The sequence below is a fragment of the Pseudomonas sp. TWI929 genome (genome assembly GCF_039673335.1).
Classification (GTDB): domain Bacteria; phylum Pseudomonadota; class Gammaproteobacteria; order Pseudomonadales; family Pseudomonadaceae; genus Aquipseudomonas.
The window spans coordinates 42,975-64,428 of the sequence record NZ_JBDJLK010000019.1 but is presented as its reverse complement, the minus strand read 5'-3'; the positions used below and the strand labels follow the sequence as shown (position 1 = coordinate 64,428).

General features: G+C 56.0%; 18 protein-coding genes and 1 pseudogene. 10 read left to right on the top strand and 9 right to left on the bottom strand.

Annotated elements, in window-relative coordinates:
- Positions 1-254 precede the first annotated feature (254 nt).
- From ABE456_RS10995 to ABE456_RS10985, 3 genes are all read left to right on the top strand, one after another.
- Positions 255-1,595: an MFS transporter gene (locus tag ABE456_RS10995; protein ID WP_346643929.1), complete on the top strand. Its 1,341-nt coding sequence runs from the start codon at positions 255-257 to the stop codon at positions 1,593-1,595.
- 104 nt (positions 1,596-1,699) lie between these two features.
- A complete protein-coding gene (locus tag ABE456_RS10990; RefSeq protein WP_346643928.1) occupies positions 1,700-2,953 on the top strand; it encodes an OprD family porin in 1,254 nt (417 codons plus the stop codon).
- A 240-nt stretch (positions 2,954-3,193) separates the two neighbouring features.
- Positions 3,194-3,907: a GntR family transcriptional regulator gene (locus ABE456_RS10985; RefSeq protein ID WP_346643927.1), complete on the top strand. Its 714-nt coding sequence runs from the start codon at positions 3,194-3,196 to the stop codon at positions 3,905-3,907.
- Positions 3,908-3,913: 6 nt separating this feature from the next.
- On the opposite strand, the gene ABE456_RS10980 is transcribed toward ABE456_RS10985, so the two are convergent.
- The 3 genes from ABE456_RS10980 to ABE456_RS10970 all read right to left on the bottom strand — a co-directional run bounded on the left by ABE456_RS10980 (position 3,914) and on the right by ABE456_RS10970 (position 6,380).
- Positions 3,914-4,864, bottom strand: coding sequence for a PDR/VanB family oxidoreductase (locus tag ABE456_RS10980; protein WP_346643926.1), 951 nt, complete (start codon positions 4,862-4,864; stop codon positions 3,914-3,916).
- A gap of 12 nt (positions 4,865-4,876) precedes the next feature.
- Positions 4,877-5,944 (bottom strand): aromatic ring-hydroxylating dioxygenase subunit alpha, encoded by a 1,068-nt coding sequence (locus tag ABE456_RS10975; RefSeq protein ID WP_346643925.1) that lies wholly within the window; start codon positions 5,942-5,944, stop codon positions 4,877-4,879.
- Between the two features lie 244 nt (positions 5,945-6,188).
- Positions 6,189-6,380, bottom strand: a complete 192-nt coding sequence (locus tag ABE456_RS10970) for an integrase core domain-containing protein (protein WP_346643924.1) — start codon at positions 6,378-6,380, stop codon at positions 6,189-6,191.
- A 5-nt stretch (positions 6,381-6,385) separates the two neighbouring features.
- Between ABE456_RS10970 and ABE456_RS10965 the strand changes: the two are divergent.
- Positions 6,386-6,553 (top strand): annotated as a pseudogene (locus ABE456_RS10965) (catechol 1,2-dioxygenase); the annotation flags it as partial.
- 84 nt (positions 6,554-6,637) lie between these two features.
- Here the strand turns inward: ABE456_RS10965 and ABE456_RS10960 are convergent.
- Both ABE456_RS10960 and ABE456_RS10955 read right to left on the bottom strand, forming a co-directional pair.
- Positions 6,638-7,543 carry a transporter gene (locus ABE456_RS10960; protein ID WP_346643923.1) on the bottom strand — a complete coding sequence of 302 codons (906 nt, stop codon included), beginning with the start codon at positions 7,541-7,543 and terminating at the stop codon, positions 6,638-6,640.
- Positions 7,544-7,814: 271 nt separating this feature from the next.
- Positions 7,815-8,912: a helix-turn-helix domain-containing protein gene (locus tag ABE456_RS10955; protein ID WP_346643922.1), complete on the bottom strand. Its 1,098-nt coding sequence runs from the start codon at positions 8,910-8,912 to the stop codon at positions 7,815-7,817.
- 225 nt (positions 8,913-9,137) lie between these two features.
- Between ABE456_RS10955 and ABE456_RS10950 the strand changes: the two genes are divergently transcribed.
- Entirely contained in the window at positions 9,138-10,172 is a 1,035-nt protein-coding gene (locus tag ABE456_RS10950; protein ID WP_346643921.1) for a carbon-nitrogen hydrolase family protein, read from the top strand.
- A gap of 61 nt (positions 10,173-10,233) precedes the next feature.
- Here the strand turns inward: ABE456_RS10950 and ABE456_RS10945 are convergent, their stop codons facing one another.
- Positions 10,234-11,124, bottom strand: coding sequence for a LysR family transcriptional regulator (locus tag ABE456_RS10945; RefSeq protein ID WP_346643920.1), 891 nt, complete (start codon positions 11,122-11,124; stop codon positions 10,234-10,236).
- Positions 11,125-11,217: 93 nt separating this feature from the next.
- Between ABE456_RS10945 and ABE456_RS10940 the strand changes: the two genes are divergently transcribed.
- From ABE456_RS10940 to ABE456_RS10930, 3 genes are all read left to right on the top strand, one after another.
- Positions 11,218-12,606: an aromatic acid/H+ symport family MFS transporter gene (locus ABE456_RS10940; RefSeq protein WP_346643919.1), complete on the top strand. Its 1,389-nt coding sequence runs from the start codon at positions 11,218-11,220 to the stop codon at positions 12,604-12,606.
- A 168-nt stretch (positions 12,607-12,774) separates the two neighbouring features.
- Positions 12,775-14,022, top strand: coding sequence for an OprD family porin (locus ABE456_RS10935; RefSeq protein ID WP_346643918.1), 1,248 nt, complete (start codon positions 12,775-12,777; stop codon positions 14,020-14,022).
- Positions 14,023-14,090: 68 nt separating this feature from the next.
- Positions 14,091-15,050, top strand: a complete 960-nt coding sequence (locus ABE456_RS10930; protein WP_346643917.1) for an AraC family transcriptional regulator — start codon at positions 14,091-14,093, stop codon at positions 15,048-15,050.
- Between the two features lie 35 nt (positions 15,051-15,085).
- Here the strand turns inward: ABE456_RS10930 and ABE456_RS10925 are convergent, their stop codons facing one another.
- From ABE456_RS10925 to mdlC, 3 genes are read right to left on the bottom strand one after another with little or no spacing between them, the layout of a single operon-like run.
- A complete protein-coding gene (locus ABE456_RS10925) occupies positions 15,086-16,165 on the bottom strand; it encodes an enolase C-terminal domain-like protein (RefSeq protein ID WP_346643916.1) in 1,080 nt (359 codons plus the stop codon).
- Complete coding sequence (locus ABE456_RS10920) at positions 16,162-17,343, bottom strand: alpha-hydroxy-acid oxidizing protein (protein WP_346643915.1); 1,182 nt, start codon at positions 17,341-17,343, stop codon at positions 16,162-16,164. Before ABE456_RS10920 ends, ABE456_RS10925 begins: the two co-directional genes overlap by 4 nt.
- 8 nt (positions 17,344-17,351) lie before the next feature.
- Positions 17,352-18,938 carry a benzoylformate decarboxylase gene (gene mdlC, locus ABE456_RS10915; RefSeq protein ID WP_346643914.1) on the bottom strand — a complete coding sequence of 529 codons (1,587 nt, stop codon included), beginning with the start codon at positions 18,936-18,938 and terminating at the stop codon, positions 17,352-17,354.
- 151 nt (positions 18,939-19,089) lie between these two features.
- Between mdlC and ABE456_RS10910 the strand changes: the two genes are divergently transcribed.
- Both ABE456_RS10910 and iaaH read left to right on the top strand, forming a co-directional pair.
- Positions 19,090-19,791, top strand: coding sequence for a LuxR C-terminal-related transcriptional regulator (locus tag ABE456_RS10910; RefSeq protein ID WP_346643913.1), 702 nt, complete (start codon positions 19,090-19,092; stop codon positions 19,789-19,791).
- Positions 19,792-19,894: 103 nt separating this feature from the next.
- Positions 19,895-21,400 carry an indoleacetamide hydrolase gene (iaaH, locus tag ABE456_RS10905; RefSeq protein ID WP_346643912.1) on the top strand — a complete coding sequence of 502 codons (1,506 nt, stop codon included), beginning with the start codon at positions 19,895-19,897 and terminating at the stop codon, positions 21,398-21,400.
- The last annotated feature ends 54 nt before the right edge of the window (positions 21,401-21,454 follow it).

The window sequence follows — 21,454 nt, the reverse complement described above, 5'->3', positions numbered from 1 at the left end:
TTTAGCTGGAAGGGATTGATAACGAATTGCCATTTTTTATTCAAAGGCCTTGGTTTCGACTCGTTGTTTGTGGATCCATTATCTGATTGATTAGCGCCTGACAACGGCCGGAGCCCTCCAGCCGTATGCGACAACAATTACAAAAAGGGTCCAGTCATGAATGGCTTTTCAGGGGTACGGAACCGTCAGGGTTCCTTGCGCTTTGCCTGCGTGTGCGCATCTTTTCTCTCACCTGTGAACCGGCAGGTGACACCATGAATACCGATCTCAAGCAACGCCTGGACAACGACCCGATGGGCCGCTTCCAGTGCCTGGCCATAGGTATTTGCATCGTCCTCAACATGATCGACGGCTTCGACGTGCTGGTGATGGCCTTCACTGCCGCCTCGGTGTCAGCAGAGTGGGGCCTGAACGGGGCGCAGGTGGGGCTGCTGCTCAGCGCTGGCCTGTTCGGCATGGCGGCTGGGTCGTTGTTCATTGCGCCGTGGGCCGACCGCTTTGGTCGGCGCCCGCTGATCCTGTTGTGCCTGGCGCTTTCCGGCATTGGCATGCTGCTCTCGGCATTGAGCCAGAGCCCCCTGCAACTTGCGCTGCTGCGCGGCCTGACCGGCCTGGGCATCGGCGGCATCCTGGCCAGCAGCAACGTGATCGCCAGCGAATACGCCAGCAAGCGCTGGCGCGGCCTGGCGGTAAGCCTGCAGTCCACCGGTTATGCCCTGGGCGCGACCCTGGGCGGTTTGCTGGCGGTGTGGCTGCTGGGGCATTGGGGCTGGCGCTCGGTGTTCCTGTTTGGTGGCATTGTCACCGTACTGGTGATCCCACTGGTATTGCTGTGGTTGCCGGAGTCACTGGACTTCCTGCTGGCGCGCCGGCCGGCCAATGCCCTGGCGCGGGTCAACCGCCTGGCGGCGCGGCTGGGCCAGCCTGCCCTGGTGCAACTGCCAACACCTGTGGCAAGGGAGGAGGGCGCCGCCAGCGGTTTCAGGCAACTGTTGGCGCCGGCCATGCGCCGCACCACGCTGGTAATCTGGTTGCTGTTCTTCCTGGTCATGTTCGGCTTCTACTTCGTCATGAGCTGGACGCCGAAACTGCTGGTGGCTGCCGGCCTGTCGGCCCAGCAAGGCATCACCGGCGGCGTGCTGCTGAGCGTTGGCGGCATCCTCGGCGCGGCACTGATTGGTGGCCTGGCTTCGCGTTGGCCACTAACACGCGTGCTGGCGCTGTTCATGCTCATTACCGCGGCGTTGTTGGTGCTGTTCGTGGCCAATGGTGCGTCGGTCAGTGCGGCGCTGGCGCTGGGGCTGCTGATCGGGCTGTTCTCCAATGGTTGCGTGGCGGGGCTGTATGCCTTGTCGCCGGTGGTCTATGACGCGTCGGTACGCGCCACCGGCGTGGGCTGGGGCATCGGCATCGGCCGCATGGGCGCGATCCTGTCGCCGACTGTGGCTGGCGTGTTGCTCGATGGCGGCTGGCAACCTCTGCACCTGTATGGGGTGTTTGCCAGCGTGTTCGTGCTCGCAGCAGGCTGCCTGCTGTTGCTGCGCCCGGTGAGCAGGCCGATGCCGGGGTTACCCGGCGATGCCTTGAGCCACTGAGTGCCGCCCGGCCTGGCCGGGAACCTGAATGCAGCTTACCGACCCTGGGCCCATGCCGACCTGGGGCGGACGGCTGCGCCCATGAAAAACGGAGAACAATAATAATGATGCACACAACTTGCACACTGGTCCGTTCGGTCCTGGCGGTTTCGCTGGCGCTTGGCCTGGGTTTGCCAGCCTGGGCCGAGGAGGGTGGCTTCTTCGAAGATGCCAAGGTCGGGCTGACACTGCGCAACTATTACTTCAACCGCGATTTTCGTGACCCCGCGGCGGCCAAGAGCAAGGTTGAAGAATGGGCCCAGGGTTTTATCTTCAAGTTCAGCTCAGGCTACACCCCAGGGCTGGTCGGTTTCGGCCTGGACGGCATTGCCATGTTCGGCGTGAAGCTGGACAGCGGCCGTGGTACCAGCGGCTCCGAACTGCTGCCGGTGCATGCTGATGGGCGGGCGGCCGACAACTACGGGCGGGCCGGGTTGGCGGCGAAGCTGCGCATTTCCGCCACCGAGTTGAAGGTGGGTGAGCTGTTGCCGGACATTCCCCTGCTGCGCTACGACGATGGTCGCCTGCTGCCGCAGACCTTCCATGGCGCGATGCTCGACTCGCGCGAGATTCAAGGCCTGAGCCTGCAGGCCGGCCAGTACCGCGAGGTAAGCCTGCGCAATTCGTCCAACATGCAGGACCTTTCCGCCTGGGCTGCGCCCGGGGTGACCTCGGACGGCTTCAACTACGCTGGCGCCGAGTACCGTTTCAACCAGCAGCGCACGCTGATCGGCGCCTGGCATTCGCAGCTGGAGGACATCTACCAGCAAAGCTACTTCAACCTGCTGCACAGTGAGCGGGTGGGGGAGTGGACATTGGGGGCCAACCTTGGCTACTTCATCGACCGCGACGATGGCCAGGCGCGCATCGGCGACATCCAGAGCCGTACCGGCTTTGCGCTGTTGTCGGCCTCGCGCAGTGGCCACACGCTGTACCTGGGGTTGCAGAAGGTGAGTGGCGACAGCCAGTGGATGTCGGTGTACGGCAGCAGCGGCCGGACCTTGGGCAACGACATGTTCAACGGCAACTTCAGCAACGCCGACGAGCGCTCGTGGCAAGTGCGTTACGACTACAACTTTGCTGCGCTGGGGGTGCCGGGGTTACTGGCCATGGTGCGATACGGGCACGGCGAAAACGCTACCACGGCGGCGGGCAGCAATGGCAAGGAGTGGGAGCGCGATACCGAGGTCAACTACACCTTCCAGAGCGGGGCGTTGAAGGACCTCAACATCAGGCTTAACAACGCGACCAATCGGCGCAGCTTCAACAGCGACTTTGACCAGACGCGGTTGATCGTCAGCTATCCGCTGACGTTGTAAGCCGTTGCAACAGATTCTGTGCATGCCTTGACGGCGATGCAGGTCGGTTGAGGTCAACTGTCTCGGTCACAACCTGAAGTCTAGTACGACCCCTGTGGGAGCGGGCATGCCCGCTCCCACAGGTGCGGCGCATGGTTTGAAGCTGGTGTGCTCTCATGCAAACCGGTCAGCCCGAACAGGCCAGCAACACCTCCTCGGCTTGCGCTAAGATGCCCGCTCCTGTCTCTGGAAGTTGCCTGGATGAGCAAGCCCGGTCAAATGGTGTTGGTCGCGTTGCGCAAGATGATCGCCTCGGGCGAGCTGGCGGCTGGCGAGCGCTTGATGGAAGTCCCCACCGCCGAACTGTTCGGCGTATCACGCATGCCGGTGCGCATGGCGTTTCGCACCCTTGAGCAGGAAGGCCTGCTGGTGCGCTTTGGCGGCCGGGGCTTTCAGGTGCGCTCGGTCAGCGCCGAAGACATCGCTGGCGCGGTCGAGGTGCGTGGCGTATTGGAAGGCCTGGCTGCCCGCCAGGCTGCAGAACGTGGCTTGTCAACGCAAGCACGCGCGGCGCTGCAACAGTGCCTGGTCGATGGCGACCAGCTGTTCGACAAGGGCTTCGTGACCGAAGAAGACCTGCAGGCCTACCACGATCTCAACATGCGCTTCCACCAGGTGATCATCGAAGCCAGTCACAACCCGGCCATTGCCGTCGCCCTGGCACGCAACGATCACCTGCCTTTCGCCTCGGTCACCGCACTGGCCGTGGACCGCCATGACCTGGCCCGCGAATACCGGCGCTTCAACTTCGCCCATATGCAGCACCACGCGGTGTTCGATGCCCTGGTCAACCGCCAGGGTGCCCGCGCCGAAGCGATCATGCGCGAGCACGCCAATGCCACCCTGCGTTACGCCGAAACCTTCGGCGGGTGCGCGGTAGACACGGGCATGAAGGTCATCCTGCCGACTTCGTAAGCCGGGTCAGATATCCAGCACCAGCAACGGCGTTTTCGAGCGTGAGCAGCAGGGCGTGAACTGATCGTTCAGGGCCTGCTCCTCTTCGGTAAGGAACATGTCGCGATGGTCCGGCGTGCCCTGCAACACGCGGGTCAGGCAGGTGCCGCAAATACCTTGCTCGCACGACATGGCAATCTCGATACCGTTCTGTTCCAGCACCTGCACCACGGTCTGGTCGGCCGGCACCTCGAACACCTGCCCCGTGCTACCAAGCTGCACCAAGAAACTGCCGTCGTTGCTGGCATCTACCGGTGCCGCCGCAAAGTATTCACGGTGCAGGCAGGCCTCCTGCCAGCCCAGCCCCTTGGCACTTTCCAGCACATGCTGCATGAACCCACCGGGCCCGCACACATACAGGTGCACATCGTCTTGCGGGTTGCCCAGTACCCGCGCAATGTCCAACGCGGTTTCCGGCTGCTCGTCAAAATGCACGAACAGGCGATCAGCAAACGGCGCGTTGCGAATACGCTCGACAAACGCCGCACGCTCGCTGGAGCGGGCGCAGTAGTGCAGCTCGAAGTCATGGCCGCTGTGGGCCAACTGCTCGGCCATGCACAAGATCGGGGTAATGCCGATGCCACCGGCAAACAGCAAACTGCGTCGCGCGCCCTCGGCCAGCGGGAACAGGTTGCGCGGCGCGCTGATGCACAGGCGAGCACCGGCCTGTACCTGCTCGTGCAGGCTGCGTGAGCCACCTCGCGAAGCCGGGTCGTTGAGCACGCCAATCAAATAGCGGTGGCGCTCTTCGGGGTGGTTGCACAGCGAATACTGGCGCACCAGCCCATCGGGCAGGTGCACGTCGATATGTGCGCCAGCGCTGAACGCCGGCAGCAGGCTGCCATCCGCTGCTGCCAGTTCGAAACTGCAGATACCCTGCGCTTCATCGTTACGGGATACTACTACGGCATCGATCATGTTGGCGGTTCCTCAGGCGGGGGTGGCGCTGGTGGCGATCAGTTGCGGCTGCGGCGCACGCTCTTTGGCGATGATCCGCTCCAGTACCTTGCGCGACTGCACACCGCCGGCATCGATGTTCAGCTTCAGCAGGTTGCGCTCGGGGTAGGCCAGCAAGTTTTGTTGTTGGCGCTCGAGCATCTCCAGGTCTTCACTGAAAATCTTGCCCTGGCCTTCACGAATGTTGTCGGTCAGCGTCTGGTCGTGCGCCGCGAAATTGCGCGCCATGCCCCAGAAGTACCAGATCGAGGTGTCGCTTTCCGGGGTAATGAAGTCGACCACGATGCTCGACGCCTTGTGCTGCGCCTCGGCGTGGTAGCCCCCCTTGCCGGCATGCGCCACACCCACTTCGATCAGCACATGGCTGGGCGGGGTGAAGCGGCAGATCTGCCAGCGGTCCACCGGCACATCGTCGGCCAGGCCATTGCCACGCAGGGCCATGCGCCAGAAGGGCGGGGCCATGATGTTTTCCATGTGCCGGGCGGTGACCACTTCGTCGCCCGTGACGGTGGTGACTGGCGGCGCTTCGTCGATTTCCTTCTGGCCGATGCTGGAGGCGTGCACGTAGGTTTCGTGGGTCAGGTCCATCAGGTTGTCGATCATCAGGCGGTAGTCGCAGCCAATGTGGAACAGCCCGCCGCCGTAGGCCCACTCCTCATTCACCGCCCATTCCAGGTGCGGGATCAGCGCCGGGTCGGCCTGCGCCTGGTCGCCGGGCCAGACCCAGATGAAGCCATAGCGCTCCACCGCCGCAAAGGTTTTGTTGCACGGAAAGCCGCGTACCCGCTGGCCTGGCATCGACACGGTCTTGCCGTCGCAACCCATGACCAGGCCGTGGTAGCCACACACCAGGTTGCCGTCCTCGACGTAGCCCAGCGACAACGGTGCGCCACGGTGCGGGCAAAAGTCCTCGACGGCCGCTACACGGTTCTCGTGGCCACAGTAGAACACGATCTTTTCCCCACAGATCTGCCGGCCCAGGGGCTTGGTGGCGATCTCGTCGGGGGTGCAGGCGACGTACCAGGTGTTTTTGGGGTACATGGGGAGGCTCTCCGGGGTTTTGTTTTTATTTAATGGATCCATTAGAGCCGTGACAGGTGAGCCTGGTCAACACGAATGATCGGATGGCTGCGGGTTTTGTGCGATTATCGGTTTTTTGTGGATCCATTGATGCCGAGCGCTCTTGAAAGCTCCCCACCTGACCGAAATCGACTTCAAAGCATGCCCGGCCCCTGTAGGAGCGGCCGTGTTCTGGTCAAGTAATTCCGGACACCGTTCATGGAGATCAAGCCGCCTGCTGCTCCAGAGCTATTGGCGGCAGATAGTTGTTGCAGTCATGGGGCCTGACCCGGTTGTAACGAATGAAGAAATTGGTCATATCCTTTTTGGCTTCTTCGATGTCTTCATAACCCTTGGCTGGCACCCGTTCATATTTGAGCGTGCCAAAAAACGCTCCGTTGGGGCGTTGTCCCAGCATTGCCCTATGCCACTCGTGATGGGTTGGTTGGAGAGGTTGCCTTCCGAGAGGATGGTGCGCGTGGTGTGTCAGGCCGTTACGCTGAGCTGAATTTTGATTTCCATCTGCAGGCAGCCCCGGAAGCTACCGCTGAGCAGCGCAGCTCTCGTCCGAGAGCCTTGCAAGAAATCTAAGGGTTACAAGGATCAAATGAGTAAAGGGCAGGCCGGTTCGTCTCGGGCTTGCCCCTTGTCATTTCTACAATCTATTTGTGGGCTTTAGAATACATGGGCCAAACGGAATTGGAGTCTAAGCTTTTCTTTCGGGCCGTTGGTGACGTCTAGGTCACGACCGAGTTGAAATTGCGCCTGGGTCTTCGGAGTGACGAAATTTTGCCAAGTCACCATGTAACGCTTGGTGTTGAGCCCGTCGTCTTGGGCTAACCCGTCCAGATGACTTTCACCTCCAACCGTATGATAGTAGGTCAGGCCAACCTGGTTTCGGTCATTCACTGCATAGCGCAGATGAAGGGTGGTTTCGAATACATTGTCTTGGCGAAGCGTTTTTCCAAGGAAGTCATCATTTTTGTCGTACATGTCGTACTCAAAAGTAACCTCCCCGTAAAGCTTTCTGGGAATAATGGCTTGGACATAGCCTGTTTGCAGTACGCCTTTCCATCGGTTACTACCGATATTGATTCCACCTTGATCAGCATCATATTTACCGACAGGCACACCGACAAAACCCCCAACGTTAAGCCATCGCTCATTGATAGGATCATTTATGGGCCAAATCATGCTACCCACCAGTGGGTCGCCTAGGCCGCTCGCCTGCTCATCCTGCGAGGCGCTTTGCTTGAGCCGCCCGAATGGCACAATGATTTGAGGCGTGATGGTGTAACCGCCAACCTCCATCCATTCTACGTAACGCGCTACCATGATGTCGCTGTTCAATCCAAACTTCGTAGGGACTGAGTGGCCGTCCACATTGACCTTGTCCCTTTCCGCATGTTGATAGTAGAAGACTCCTAGTTCAGTTCCTGCAGGTAAAGCGACCATATCACCAGGGTCAGTCGATAATTCCGCAGCGGAAGCTTGGAAAGTAGCCGCAGCGATAGCAGTCGCGAGTACAGTACGCTTCGTGGCATAAAGGTGAATTTTATTGTGGATCTGAACAGCTTTCATTCGAAGCTCCGAATTATTATTAGCAGGAGTAACGAAAAGTCATGACTTCCTACGGGCTGGCCGTAGCCGAGGCGTATAAGCTTGTTTTCTTGTGCTCGGTAGTCTGATTATAAAGCTGCTAATGGCAGGGGCTTATCTGGCTTTATCGACGTTTTTGTTTGAGATTACTGAGTATTTGGCGGGCGGAAAGAGCATAGCGGCTTAGGGGGATAAGCCGGCAGAACAGCAATTTTCTCAGGGCGCACGACCTAGGGTTTTGCGGTAACCGAGTTCATTTGGTCGGTTTGAGCGGAACGTTATTTTTTCGGTGGGCGGTTGGCGTTATGCCATAGCGTTCCTTGAATGCCCTGCTAAAGTGTGCGCTGCTGTTGAAACCCCACCTGAAGGCAATTTCTGTTATAGAAAGGTCAAGGTAACACTTGTTTGTCAAGTCTTCGAGGCAGCGTTCTAGTCTGCTGTGCCATATATATTGGATTAACGGTATTGGTTCATGTGAAAAAATTCTGTAGATACTGCTGATCGATAGACCAAGCTGTAGAGACAGGAGCTCTGCGCCAAGTTTCGGATTCGCAAGCTCCGTAGCGATTGTTCGCTTGAGTTCGTATAGGTGGGTTTTCTTTATGCTTGAGTCATTGGCAGACTTGCTTTCCGGTAGCTCCTGTAGCATGCCTCCCATCATCTCAATAAGCGCATTGGAAAATGCGCTCGTGCAGTTTTGTGGCAGCGTTTTGTACTCGGATACCAGGCTTCCAATATACGTAAATAGTAAGTTGGCGCCTGGTGCACTGCTATTTATGTTTACGGCGCAGAGCCGGTCAGGTCTTGAAAATAGCGTCTTCAATGTTTCTGAAGGTATTCGTATTACGATTTTTTCAAAGTCTTCGTCAAACTGAAAGGAGTAGGGCCGTGAAGTGTCAAATAGAACGGCTTCACCGGGTCGCACAATAGCTTGTCTTCCGTCCTGCTCCACTTTTCCTATTCCCTTAAGCTGGAGGCTGAGCAGGGTATAGTCTTGCCTGTGTGCGTCAGTGATAATCTTACGGTGGTCACGTTGCACCGATTGCCTGCATGCATCAAGTTGAATCAAATCTAACTTTCCGAATTCACTGTGCACCAGCGTGGAGCGTAATCCTTTTGACAGCTCTTCATCATGTATTCCAATTTCTAGAGATGCGAAGTGCTTGCAGACACTCTCATGCCAGAACTCCAAACGCTGCTTAACTGGAAGCATCGCTGTGGATATGAGGGTTTGCTGGGCCATTTTCAACTCCGGATCGTAAATATCGATTTTATCAAGCAGTAATTGTGCCAATGCGTGTTCTGGCAGCTGCTGGGAATGGAGGTCAAAAGAACCGAGAAAATCAATCAAGTCAGCCGTGTAAAGTGGCTACAAAACTCTCGTTGTTACCGGCCTGCCCTGACGCGCACCTCGACCTGTTACACCTGGTAATGCCGTAGATCCAGGGCAACCAAGCGGTAGGGCTGGTCAATTCACACGATAATACTGGTAAAGGTTGGCTTGTTTTTGACTGATAAGATCCGGTCTGCCAACAAGAGCGTGCGGTATATTACAATTACTTCTGAGGGTGGCTACATGAACGCTTCCAAAACACATTATAAAGTTGCAGCTGTGCAAGCTGCCCCGGAATTCCTGGATTTGGACAAAGGGGTTGATAAGGCTATTCGCCTCATTAAAGAAGCTGCTGACAACGGAGCATCTCTGGTTGCCTTTCCGGAAGTTTATCTTCCAGGATATCCGTGGTGGATCTGGCTTGGCTCTCCCGCGTGGGGAATGCAGTTTGTTCAGCGCTACGTAGAAAACTCGCTTGACTTGAAAAGCGAGCAGTTTGAGCGACTGTGCAAAGCGGCCGCTACTTACCGTATTCACGTTGTAATGGGTTACAGCGAGCGCTCGTTTGGCACCCTCTACCTCGGTCAAGCAATTATCGATGACAACGGTAAAGTGATTGGTACGCGCCGTAAACTCAAGCCCACCCATGCTGAGCGTACTGTTTACGGTGAAGGTAACGGCAGTGACCTTAAGGTCTTCAATTCGCAACTGGGAAGGGTAGGTGCACTCTGCTGTGCAGAGCACGTACAGCCACTCTCCAAGTTTGCGATGTACAGCCAGCATGAGCAGTTGCACATTGCCTCGTGGCCGAGCTTCTCGGTATATCGCGGTGGCGCATATCAGCTGAGCGCTGAGGCTAACTGCGCGGCCACCCAAGTTTATGCTCTTGAGGGTCAATGTTTCGTAATTTCAGCGTGCGCAATCGTATCTAAAGACATGCTAAACCTTCTCATCGACACCCCTGATAAGGGCAACCTGTTGCAGGATGGAGGTGGTTTCGCGATGATCTATGGCCCCGATGGCGCACCGCTGTGTGAGCCCTTGGGCGAATATGAAGAAGGCATCCTTTATGCCGACGTCGATGTGGGCGCCATTTCTGTAGCTAAAGCGGCACTCGACCCGGTTGGGCATTACTCGCGGCCAGATGTTTTGCGTCTGCTTTTTAACGATCAACCGACACCTTGCGTGGAGGCATTCAATCCGGCTCCTGTCGGCACTGATGCTCTAGGTACTGACCTTCAGGGTGACGAGCCCGATGCGCGACTGATATCTGAGTAAGGCATAAGTCGATAAGGACGATGGTTGGGCTACCTGCCCAGACATCGTCCGTGCTTGGCGTTTATAAGCAGGAAATCGTTTCCTTCAGGAACTCACAGAACCATAGCTGGGCAGTGTTATCACCGCTGTGCTCATGCCAGTGCAAGCTGACTTCGAACTTTGGCACGGTGAATGGTAGCTCCATTGTCTTGAGGCCATTGCGCTCTGCATAGACGTTGGCGACCCGCTCTGGCAGCGTCACCAGCAGGTCGCTGGATGAAATGATCTCGGGCAGAACGCTGAAGTGTGGAACGCGAAGGCTCACAGTTCGCTCAACGCCTGCCTCCCTCAGTCGATCCTCAACAAAGTGGTGGCCGGTGCCGGCTGATACGACAACGTGGCGTTCTTCAAGGTATTGCTGCATGGAGAGTTTATCTCCGATGCGCGGGTGATCCTTGCGAGCCATACAGACGTACCGCTCTTCAAACATCAGCTCACATTTTGCTTGAACAGGTAGGAAGCTTCGGTTGCATATTGCAGCATCGATTTTTCCTGTTTTCAGCCATTCGTCCATCCGGTCTATCTCGACCTGGATCACTTCCAATTCGACGAATGGCGCTGTGGTCTGCAGTCCGCGCAGTACATGCGGGAGGAAGTAAACCTCTCCCAAGTCCGACAGAGCAAGACGGAAACGGCGAGTCGAGAGGTGGGGCTCAAATTTTTTAGTGAGTGCCACCGCGCGCTCGATATCACTAAGCGACGAACGGAAGGATCCGTAGAGCTGTGAAGCTAGAACGGTAGGCTGCATCCCATCACGCGAGCGCTTGAAAAGCGGGTCACCCCATTGGTCGCGGAGCCTGGCCAAGGCATAGCTCACGGACGGCTGCGTGACGTGGAGACGCTCAGCTGCGCCGCTGACGCTGCCGGTTTCGAAGATGGTCACGAAGACACGGACAAGATTGAGATCGATCATTGTAAATAGATCTGGCTTATTTTAAAGGCAAAAATATATCTATTTGATCTATCAGGCAACACCCCATAACGTGAGGTCGAACGGATCGGGGGTATGCAGCTCTCGTTCGATCACCTCAAAAAAACAACAAGAGTACCTGCCATGCAACGCATCAGCGCAGTCGGTATCCTCGATACCGCAAAGCTCAGTCGCTTCCATTTTCTCCTGGTTTTTTGGTGCTCTTTCATCATGCTGTTCGATGGCTACGACCTGGTCATCTACGGCTCCGTGCTGCCGCACCTGATGACAGAATGGAATCTGACACCTTCTCAAGCTGGGATGCTTGGCTCTAGCTCCATGTTGGGCATGATGGTCGGAGCCGTGCTCCTTGGCACTACCGCCGATCGCTTCGGTCGCCGCCCGATTATCCTTTTCTGCGTCGCTCTCTTCAGTGTTGCAGCTTTCGCGAACGCCTTCGCTGTTGACTCTATTACGTTCGCGATTTGCCGCTTCCTCACCGGTGTGGGATTGGGTGGGGTGGTACCGAACCTAGTGACCATCCTGAAAGAAATGGCACCCACCCAGTACCGGAACCGTCTCATCAACCTGATGCTTAGCTTCTTCGCTGTAGGTGGCTTGCTCTCGGCGCTGGCGGGTATCTACCTCATTCCAATGCTGGGCTGGCATTCCCCATTCTATATCGCAGGGCTGTCACTGCTTTGCCTGCCACTGCTGTATAAAACGCTCCCTGAATCGGTGGCGTACCTGGTGCACAAAAAGCGCCACGATGATGTCGGTGCACTGCTGCAGCGTATCAATCCTAACCACCGCCACATCAGCGGCGCCAAGTACGAAGTCGACGTCGTAGCCAATACTGCGGGAACGTCCATGGCTTCTCTGTTCAGCGACGCGCGTGCATTCGCCACCCTGATGGTCTGGGTTGCCTTTGGTATGTGCATGCTCATGGTGTACGGCCTGAATACCTGGTTGCCGAAGCTCATGAATAGCGGTGGCTATCCACTGGGCTCGAGCATTACCTTCCTGCTGATCATGAACATCGGTGCTCTATTCGGCCAGTTGGCCAGTGGTTTCGTCGCAGACCGTTGGGGCTGCAAGGCAACGCTGCTGGTTTTCTTCGCGCTTTCCGCCATCTCGATTTCGCTGTTGGGCGTTCGTCCCGGCCCCGTGACCTTGTATGCGCTGCTGCTGGTCGCCGGCGGAGCAACAGTTGGATGTCTGTCTGTAGTGCATACGCTCGCAGCCGACATCTATCCCGCCAATGCACGGTCTACCGGTGTCAGCATGGCAGCCGCAGTCGGGCGCTGTGGAGCAGTAGCAGGCCCGCTCCTTGGTGGCTACCTCTACAGCCTGAGTCTGCCCTTTGAGCAGAACTTCCTCCTGTTCGGTCTGCCTGGCGTGGTAGCTGTAATTGCTGTGATGATGATTTCTCAGAGGCATGCTGGTCGGCTGTCAGTTGAAACCCCAGTGAAGCAGAGCGCTTAACCTTCTTGTAATACCCCGTCCAGGTAAATAGCTCGCCTGCAACGGGTTTCGGCGCGGCGCGTGCGTCGCGCCTTTTTTTATTAAGCACATCACCCTTGGCCATATTCGCGGCTCGGGTGAGTGCGCACTAGAAAAACTCGCGCACAATAATAATTCGGAGTGGGTTGGATGAAACAATTCGATCGTATGGGCTGGGCTGTCACCGGTTTGGCTATGATGTATGCGGCTACAGGTCACGCGGATGTGTTTGACGATAGTCATCTAACTTTAGGCCTTCGTAATTTCTATTACGACAGGGATTTCAAGCAGAACAATGCTCCGAAGTCGCGTGTGGGCAGCTGGAGCCAAGGGTTCGATCTGCAGTTTAAGTCGGGGTACACTGACGGGCCTGTAAAGTTTGGCTTGGATGCGTTCGGGCAGTACGCATATCGCCTCGACGGTGGTGGTGGTCGTGGGCCAGATACCGTTCTTCCCTATGATGATAGCAAAGGTAGGCCTGTCACTGACTACGGTCGTGCCAGTGTCGCGGCAAAGATCAAATTCTCTAACACGGAAGTCAAGATCGGCGAGCATCGGCCGATGCTCCCTGTCGCTTTTTACGATGACTCCAGGCAGCTCATCACTACCTATGAGGGGGCGACAATTGAGTCAAAAGAGTGGTCTAAGCTGACGTTGAATGCTGGTCGGTTCTGGAAAACGGCCACACGTGAATCTTCCAACAGGGAAGATATTTACTTGTTTGGTGATTCACCTGCGCAGAGCAGCGAGGGTTTGAACTTTGCCGGTGCGCGATACGACTTTACTCCTCAGCTCAATACGACGTATTACTTTGGACAGCTGGAAGATATCTATAAGCAGCATTACGCTGCGGCAGCGTATACCCTGGACTTGGGTAATGGCTATTCGTTGAAGTCAGACCTTCGCTATTACAATACTCAAGATGAAGGCGCAAAGCTTTCCGGTAGTCTTGATAACAGCTCGCTGGGTGTGATGACTGCACTTAGCAAAGGTGGACATACCTTCACCGCAGCCTATCAGCGTATGTATGGCGATGATGCCTTCCCGTTGCTAAATGGCTACGCGCCGCAGCCATTCCTGGTCAACTGGTCAACGATCGCTTTCTACAAGGCCCAGGAGCGCTCATGGCAAGCCCGTTACGACTATAACTTCGCAGCAATGGGTGTACCAGGGCTGAAGTTTATGACCCGTTATCTGCGTGGTACCAACATTGATCGCGGCCCTGGCCTTTCTGAAAACGTCGAAAGCGAAACGAACTTTATTCTCTCTTATGTTATTCAAAGTGGTCCGCTCAGTGGGTTGGCTTTTGAAGGTAGGAATATAAAAGTTAAGACAAAGTATGGTGCGGACTTTGATGAAAACCGTCTGATTACAAGTTATACCTGGAAAATTTGGTAACCAGTTGACCGGCGCGCCTTGTATTCCAGGGTGTGCTACCTCAGTGCTTTTCGCTAGAGGCCGTGATTATGAGTATCGAACTGTTAAGTGAGCGTAGCAAAGTCTACGATCTTGCAGATCCTCGCCTGGTTTCAGCCTATGTAAACCAGCATGTTGGAAATCACTCCATCGCTATCGCTGATGTGCGTCGCGAGGCGATGCTCATTCACAGGCAGGTAGCAGAACTTGATTTTTGTCGAATCAGATATGGCAGCGAAACACGCGTTACATCGGCATCTCTTCGAGACAAATTTCACATTCAAATTATGTTGAGCGGAAGCTGCCTGCAACGTCACCTAAATGGTCGGCGTGTCCTGCTTGCTGGTGATTTGATAGTGATTAATCCACAGGATAAAGTGGATTTCACCTACTCGGATGACTGCGAAAAATTCATTTTGAAAATTCCAGTGAATTTGATCGGTAAGGTGTGTGGGCTCCAGCGCTGGTGCCTGCCAGCCGAAGGCCTACGTTTTGACGATAAAGTATACAAGCTAGTCGACCTGGAAGGGATTGCGCAGCTGTTGAGTCTTGTCTGTAGCGAGATTGAAAGTGAAAACATGATTCGTGCGGTTCAAGAGTATTACGTTCAAATTATCATTATCAAAGCACTTACGTCTTTTTTGACTAATATGGATGTGAAGGGCGAGGGGGTGCAGAGTCAAGTTTTGCGCAAGGTGCTGCAATATATTGAGGACAACTTGAAGCACGATCTGACACCTGGAACGTTGGCTCGTTATGCCAACGTCAGTGTGCGCAGCCTCTACGTCCTCTTCGATCAGCACATGGGTGAGCCACCCCGTCGGTACTTTGTCAGCAGGAAACTAGATCGGATACGTGCGGCGTTGCTGAATGCTGACGGTCGAAAAAAGAGCGTAACTGAACTCGCGATGGATTATGGTTTTACGCATTTGGGCCGTTTCTCGGCTGAATATAAAGCCAGGTTTTCAGAGCTACCTTCCGAAACGCTAAGGCATGGAAAGTCTGTATAAGAAAAGGCCCGCATAAGCGGGCCTTTTCTTTTGCATTACACCAGATATTTCTCGATTTCTTTCTCGCGCCAGATGATCCCAACGCCAGGGAGATCCGGAATCACCGCATTCCCGCCCTCAAATGCAAGCGTAGGCTCGATGACGCTGCTGGCGAGATCCAAACGCTCCAGCCAATGCGCAGTTGGGGTGGCGGCCAGCAGGTGAGCGCTGATTTCTTGGAACAGGTGACTGGACATTGGAATGCCGAATTGTTGTGCAAGCGCACTAGCACGGACCCAGCCCGTCACGCCACCGATCTTCATTGCATCTGGCATAGCCAACCGGCATGCACCGACGCTCAATGCTTTAAACATCTCCTCAGGGCCGAGCCAGTTCTCACCCATCTGGACGGGCACATCGAGCTTGTTTTGAATGCGCTGATGGCCTTCGTAATCGTGTTGAAGCGTCGGCTCTTCAATCCAGGTGACGCCCTCTTGCTGCAGCGCTTGGCTGCGTTTGATTGCAGCGGGTACATCCAAGCTCTGGTTGTAGTCGACCATGATCCCGAAGTCGTCACCTACCGCTTGGCGGATGCTGCGCACGACGGCGAGATCTTGATCCAATGTCGGATAGCCGATCTTGGTCTTAACCGCCCGGAATCCGAGTTCTGCTGCTGTCACGGCGCGCTCGGTCGCGAGCTTGACTCCATCCAGACTGTGGCTGTCATAGGTCTGAATTGGTCGCGCGTTGGCGCCGAGGAGTTTCACCAGTGGCGTTTCGTGAACCTTACCCAGCGCATCCCAAGCTGCCATGTCGATGCCAGCAGCGGCCATTCGGATCAACCCCGTATAACCTGCCAGGCAGAAGCGTTTTGCGAGCATGGCTTCCAAGCTAACCGGCGCCAATGGTTCGTTGACGATCAGGCCTGCCATATCGTCCAGGAGCTGCTTCAGGGACTTCAAGGCTACGGGGGTGTATGCGAACAGGTAGGAATGGCCTACCACGCCGGCACTGGTGGCCAGATCGATCAGAACAAGAGGCGCTGCGCCAACGGTTCCAACGGCGGTGTGAACGGGGTAGGCCAACGGGACATTGACGGCTCGCGTCTTCAGGCCGGTAATCAGTACTTCACTCATGCGTGTGTTCCTTTACCAATGAGGTGATCGGCTGGAGCGGTGTTAGTCACTCCCTCGCTTTGGAGGTATTCAGTAGAAAGGGAGGTGATGTCAGGGCATCCAATCTGGGCCAGGGTGCGGTCGATATCCGCTTTGAGGAGGGTTAGAACCTCGTCAACACCCGTTTCACCTCGTGCTGCAAGGCCATACAAGGTTGCACGTCCTAGGAGTACAGCCTCAGCACCCAACGCAAGCGCTTTAACGATGTCTGAACCCCGTCGGAAGCCGCTATCGATAAGCACTGGTTTGCCCGTTTTCGCCACTGATTGTGCCAAGACTTCCATAGGCGATACCGCGCAATCGAGTTGGCGGCCACCATGGTTTGAAAGGATCACACCGTCAGCTCCTTCTGCGATGCAGCGATCGGCGTCCTCAGCACTGAGCAACCCTTTAACAAGCAGTTTGTGCGGCCAGAGGTCACGCAGCCATCTCAATGCCTCCCAGTTGAAACTGGCATCCATTTGGCGGCTCATCAATGCTGCCTGCATTTCTAAGCTGGACGTTTGACTGCTGACGAAATTGGCCAGTTGCGGCATGCCGTGTCGCAGCAAATCGAGCGACCAACGCGGATGCAGACATCCGTCCAGCACCACCTTCGCGGTGTAGCTCATAGGCATCTTGAATCGGTTATGCAGGTCGCGCTCGCGATAGCCGTTAACTGCCACATCTGTAGTAAGCACCAGTGTCGTGTAACCGGAGTGCAGGGCTTTGAGCACCATCCCTTGCACGATCTCTCGGTGGATTACATAGAGCTGGAACCACAGATCGCCATCACACTGACGTGCTAGGTCTTCAATGGACATGTTGGAGGCGGTCGACAGCACGAACGGGATTCCGGCCTTGGTTGCTGCTCGAGCTAGGGCGAGATCCCCCTTAGGCCACAGCGCACCGTTCAGCCCAGTAGGCCCAATCAAGAGAGGCATCGACTGCCTCTTTCCAAGCACTTCCGCTTGAAGGCTGCGGCGGCTGACATCTACCAACCGCTTCGGTTTGAATCGCCATTGCTGGAAGACGTCGCGGTTGTGTTTCACCCCGTATTCATCTTCAGCCCCACCGTCCAGATAGTCGTACACCATCTTCGGCAAGCGCTTTTGCGCGAGCTTGCGATAGTCCTCAACGTTAAAGAGATTCTGGCTCATGGCTTAGCTCACTTCACCGGGCTTACGGTGCTTACTTCGATAAGCACCGGGCCTTTGGCAGAAAGCGCTTCTTGTAGCGAACCCTTGAGCTGCTCAAGGTTGTCGGCTTTCAGCGCTTGTACACCATAGCCCTTGGCGAGTGCGCAGAAGTCGATGCCTGGTACATCCAGCCCGGGAACGTTTTCTGCTTCGAGAACGCCGGCAAACCATCGCAACGCACCGTAGGTGCCATTGTTCATGATCACGAAGATGGAGGGGATGTTGTACTGCGCTGCAGTCCACAACGCACTGATGCTGTAATTCGCCGATCCGTCGCCAATGACGGCGATGACTTGTCGTTCGGGTTCTGCGAGTTGAACCCCAATTGCTGCAGGCAGGGCGAAGCCCAGTCCACCAGCTGCACAGAAGTAGTAGCTACCAGGATTGCGCATGTTCAGGCGCTGCCACATTTGGGCGGTCGTTGAAGTCGACTCGTTCAGGTAAATCGCGTTCTCCGGGGCCATGTTGTTCAGCGTGTCGAACACTGTCTCCGGGTGGAGCCGGCCAGCGTCTTGGTCAACCTTCGCGGGTTCCGGTGCTGCAGTTGGGAGCGGGCGGCTGCTCTCTTCAACCGAGTTGGCAAGAGCGCTAGCCATCTCACCAATGTCTGCCACGATCGCATCGCCCATTGGCGCGCGTGCAGCTTCGAGAGGGTCGCAGGTCACCGAAATCAATCGCGTGCCAGGTTTGAGATATTGACCTGGGTCGTATTGGTGGTAACGGAACACTGGAGCGCCGATTACCAAAACCACATCGTGACCTTCCAGCAGCTGAGAAATCGCTGCGATACCAGCTGGCATCAATCCACGGAAGCAAGGATGACGGGTAGGGAATGGGCAGCGTGGAGCGGATGGCGCAACCCAGACTGGAGCTTTGAGGCGTTCGGCCAACATGACGCAGTCTGCGTTCGCATTTGCGGCGTCGACGTCCGGGCCCAGGACGATCGCCGGGTTGGACGCGCTGTTGAGAGCTTTGACCAGGATATCGAGATCCTGGTCGTTCAGGCGTACTGACGAACTGACATGGCGATCAAAAAGGTGGTGGGACTGAGGATCTGCATCCTTATCCCAATCGTCATATGGCACCGAAAGATAAACAGGGCCTTGTGGCGCCATGCTTGCCATATGGATAGCCCTGCTCATCGCATGAGGGACTTCGGCTGCGCTTGCGGGCTCGTAGCTCCATTTGACAAGTGGTCGTGGCAGGTTCGCGGCATCGACGTTGGTCAGCAGGGCTTCAACGCCAATCATCGCCCTGGTCTGCTGGCCGGCAGTGACGATCAGCGGGGAATGTGAGTTCCAGGCGTTGCTGAGTGCACCCATAGCATTGCCGGTACCAGCAGCAGAATGCAGGTTAATGAAAGCTGGCTTCCGGCTGGCTTGTGCGTAGCCGTCTGCAATGCCCACCACACACGCTTCCTGCAAAGCCAGGATGTATCGAAAGTCCTCTGGAAAGTCCTTCAAAAACGGGAGCTCGTTCGAGCCAGGATTGCCGAAGACCGTGTCGATGCCCTGACGTCGCAGGAGTTCGTATGTGGTGCCGTGTACCGAAGCCATGATTTTTATCTCTTACCAAATGGTGAATCCCACGATAAAATCGAGACCTAAATAGATCAAATAGATAGATTCTAAAATAATATATAGATCAGTTCTATTTTGATGCTTTTACCTTTCTGTGACGCTTTGACAGCATTTTCGGAGGTAGGCAATGGCAACCGTGCTACGTGGAACCGATATGGATCAGCTCGCTGAGCTGGTCTGGCTTCTTGCTCAGTCCCAGGGAAAACCAAACGCTCGGGCTGCGATTTTGCAAGCGGTAGCGGCCTTTCTTGACGCGGAGTTCGTTGCTTCATTCGTGTGGGATAAAAGTGAGGGGCGATCCATCGACCCGCTGGCTTTCAACATGGAGAGCCGGCTCATAGAGGCCTATCAGAAGCACTTTTACCAGGTCGATTTGGTAACCCCGATCATGCGAGAGGTGAGGGCGCCGGCGCGAGTCGACTGTCATGTGCCACCTTCAGCAATGCTCAAGAGCGAGTTCTACAACGACTTTCTTCAGCCGGCAGATATGGAGCACGGCCTCAACGTCTTTTTCTTCGACGGTGATCGGGACATCGGCGATCTCAGGGTATGGAGGAGCAAGGGGAGCAAACCCTTCAGCGAGCGAGAAGAGCGTCTGCTATCGACGCTCCAGCCATATGTTCAGAAAGCTTTTAGCCCGGCGCCGACGACTTCCCAGCGATTGTCGATGAGAGAAGCTGAGGTGGCCGAACTTGTGGCTCAGGGAGCCAGCGATAAAGAGGTAGCCCGCCGCTTGGATATAGCGTTCAGCACGGTACGCACCCATCTGAAGAACGCCATGGCGAAGCTTGAGTGTCAGAACCGCACTCAGTTAGCCCGCTGCTTATGAAATGTCTCTGGCAATCCTCAAATTTGAGGAGACCTTTTGCCGCAGGCCCACATTACCGTTGTGTGAACCACAGCATCGCCAGCGCGGCTAGGAGAGGTAAAAAATGCGCCACCCTGTAGATAAGCCTGAAAAGCTCGCTACCGACGCAATGCGTCTGTCGGCTCAACCCGAGCATCTTTGGGAGCTCACTCTCACCGAAGCGTCTGCCTTGGTTCGGCAACGACAGATCACGAGCCGCAAGCTTGTGGAAGCGTGGCTTTCTCGGATCGCGGACTTCTCTCAGCTGAACGCATTTATCAGCGTTGATGCAGCCGCAGCCCTGAAGCAAGCAGACTCGTATGATCACTACCTTGAGGCGGGTGGTGATCCGCTTCCATTGGGCGGAGTACCGATCGCGGTTAAGGACAACATCCAGGTGATCGGCTTCGCGAACACGGCCGGGACTCCAGCACTGTCCAAATTCTTTCCAACGCGTAACGCCCGAGTTATCGAGCCATTGCTCAAAGCCGGGGCAATCGTTGTTGGGAAGACCAACATGCATGAGCTGGCGTTTGGCACCTCGGGCTACAACACCGCGTTCCACAGCCCAGGCGTAATAGGTGTTCGTAACGCGTTTGACCACTCATGCATTGCGGGCGGATCGTCCTCTGGGAGTGGTAGCGCTGTCGGCGCACTTTTAATTCCTGCAGCTTTGGGTACCGATACAGGTGGATCTGTTCGACAGCCTGGTGCCGTGAATGGATGCGTTGGTTTTCGACCAACAGTTGGGCGTTATCCAGTCGACGGCATCACACCGATTTCCCCAACGCGCGATACGCCGGGCCCAATCGCTCGCTCGGTCGAAGACATAGTGCTGCTGGACTCGATCATCACCGGGGCCCTGCCTGCGGAAGCTCCTGCTGCCGAGTCGATTCGACTGGGGGTAGTTGACCAACTGTGGGCTGATCTCAGCGATCCGGTCAGAAGGCTGTCTGAAGATGCGCTGAGAAAGCTCGAGCAGCAAGGTGTGCAGATTGTGCGGGTTCCGGTGCCCGAAATCTTCGAGTTGAATCATGCAGTCAGTATGCCGTTGGCATTACACGAATGCAGGTCAGCCTTAACGGAATATCTGTCGGCAAATGAGGCCGGTGTTTCCTTCGACGAGCTGGTCGCTGGGATCAGCAGCCCAGATGTCCGAACCATCTTCGAAGATTACATCCTGCCTGGAAGGCTGGGGGAGCTAGAAGGTCAACCTGTGGATCTTGAGCAGGCCTACGTCACTGCTATGAAGGATGCTCGTCCGAAGCTCATCCAGAGCTTCGAGCTTCTATTCAAAGAGCATCAACTCGACGCGATTATCCATCCCACCACGCCTGACCTCGCGATCAAGAGCAATCCCGCTGCGACCAGTTTCGAGGCCTTCGCACGCATGATTCGAAATGCCGACCCGGCCAGTAATGCTGGCATGCCTGGTATCAGCCTGCCTGCCGGGTTGTCTCAACAAGAAAGTTTGCCGGTAGGTATTGAGATCGAGGGTATTCCGGGCAGTGATGTGCGATTGCTCAGTATCGCAAAACTCATCGAGAGCATTTTGGGGCGTGGCCCGACGCCGAAACGTTCGGGTAGTTGAAACCAAAATTTCCCTGTAGCACTGCCGATCCCAAGTCGGTTACTACCGATAGAA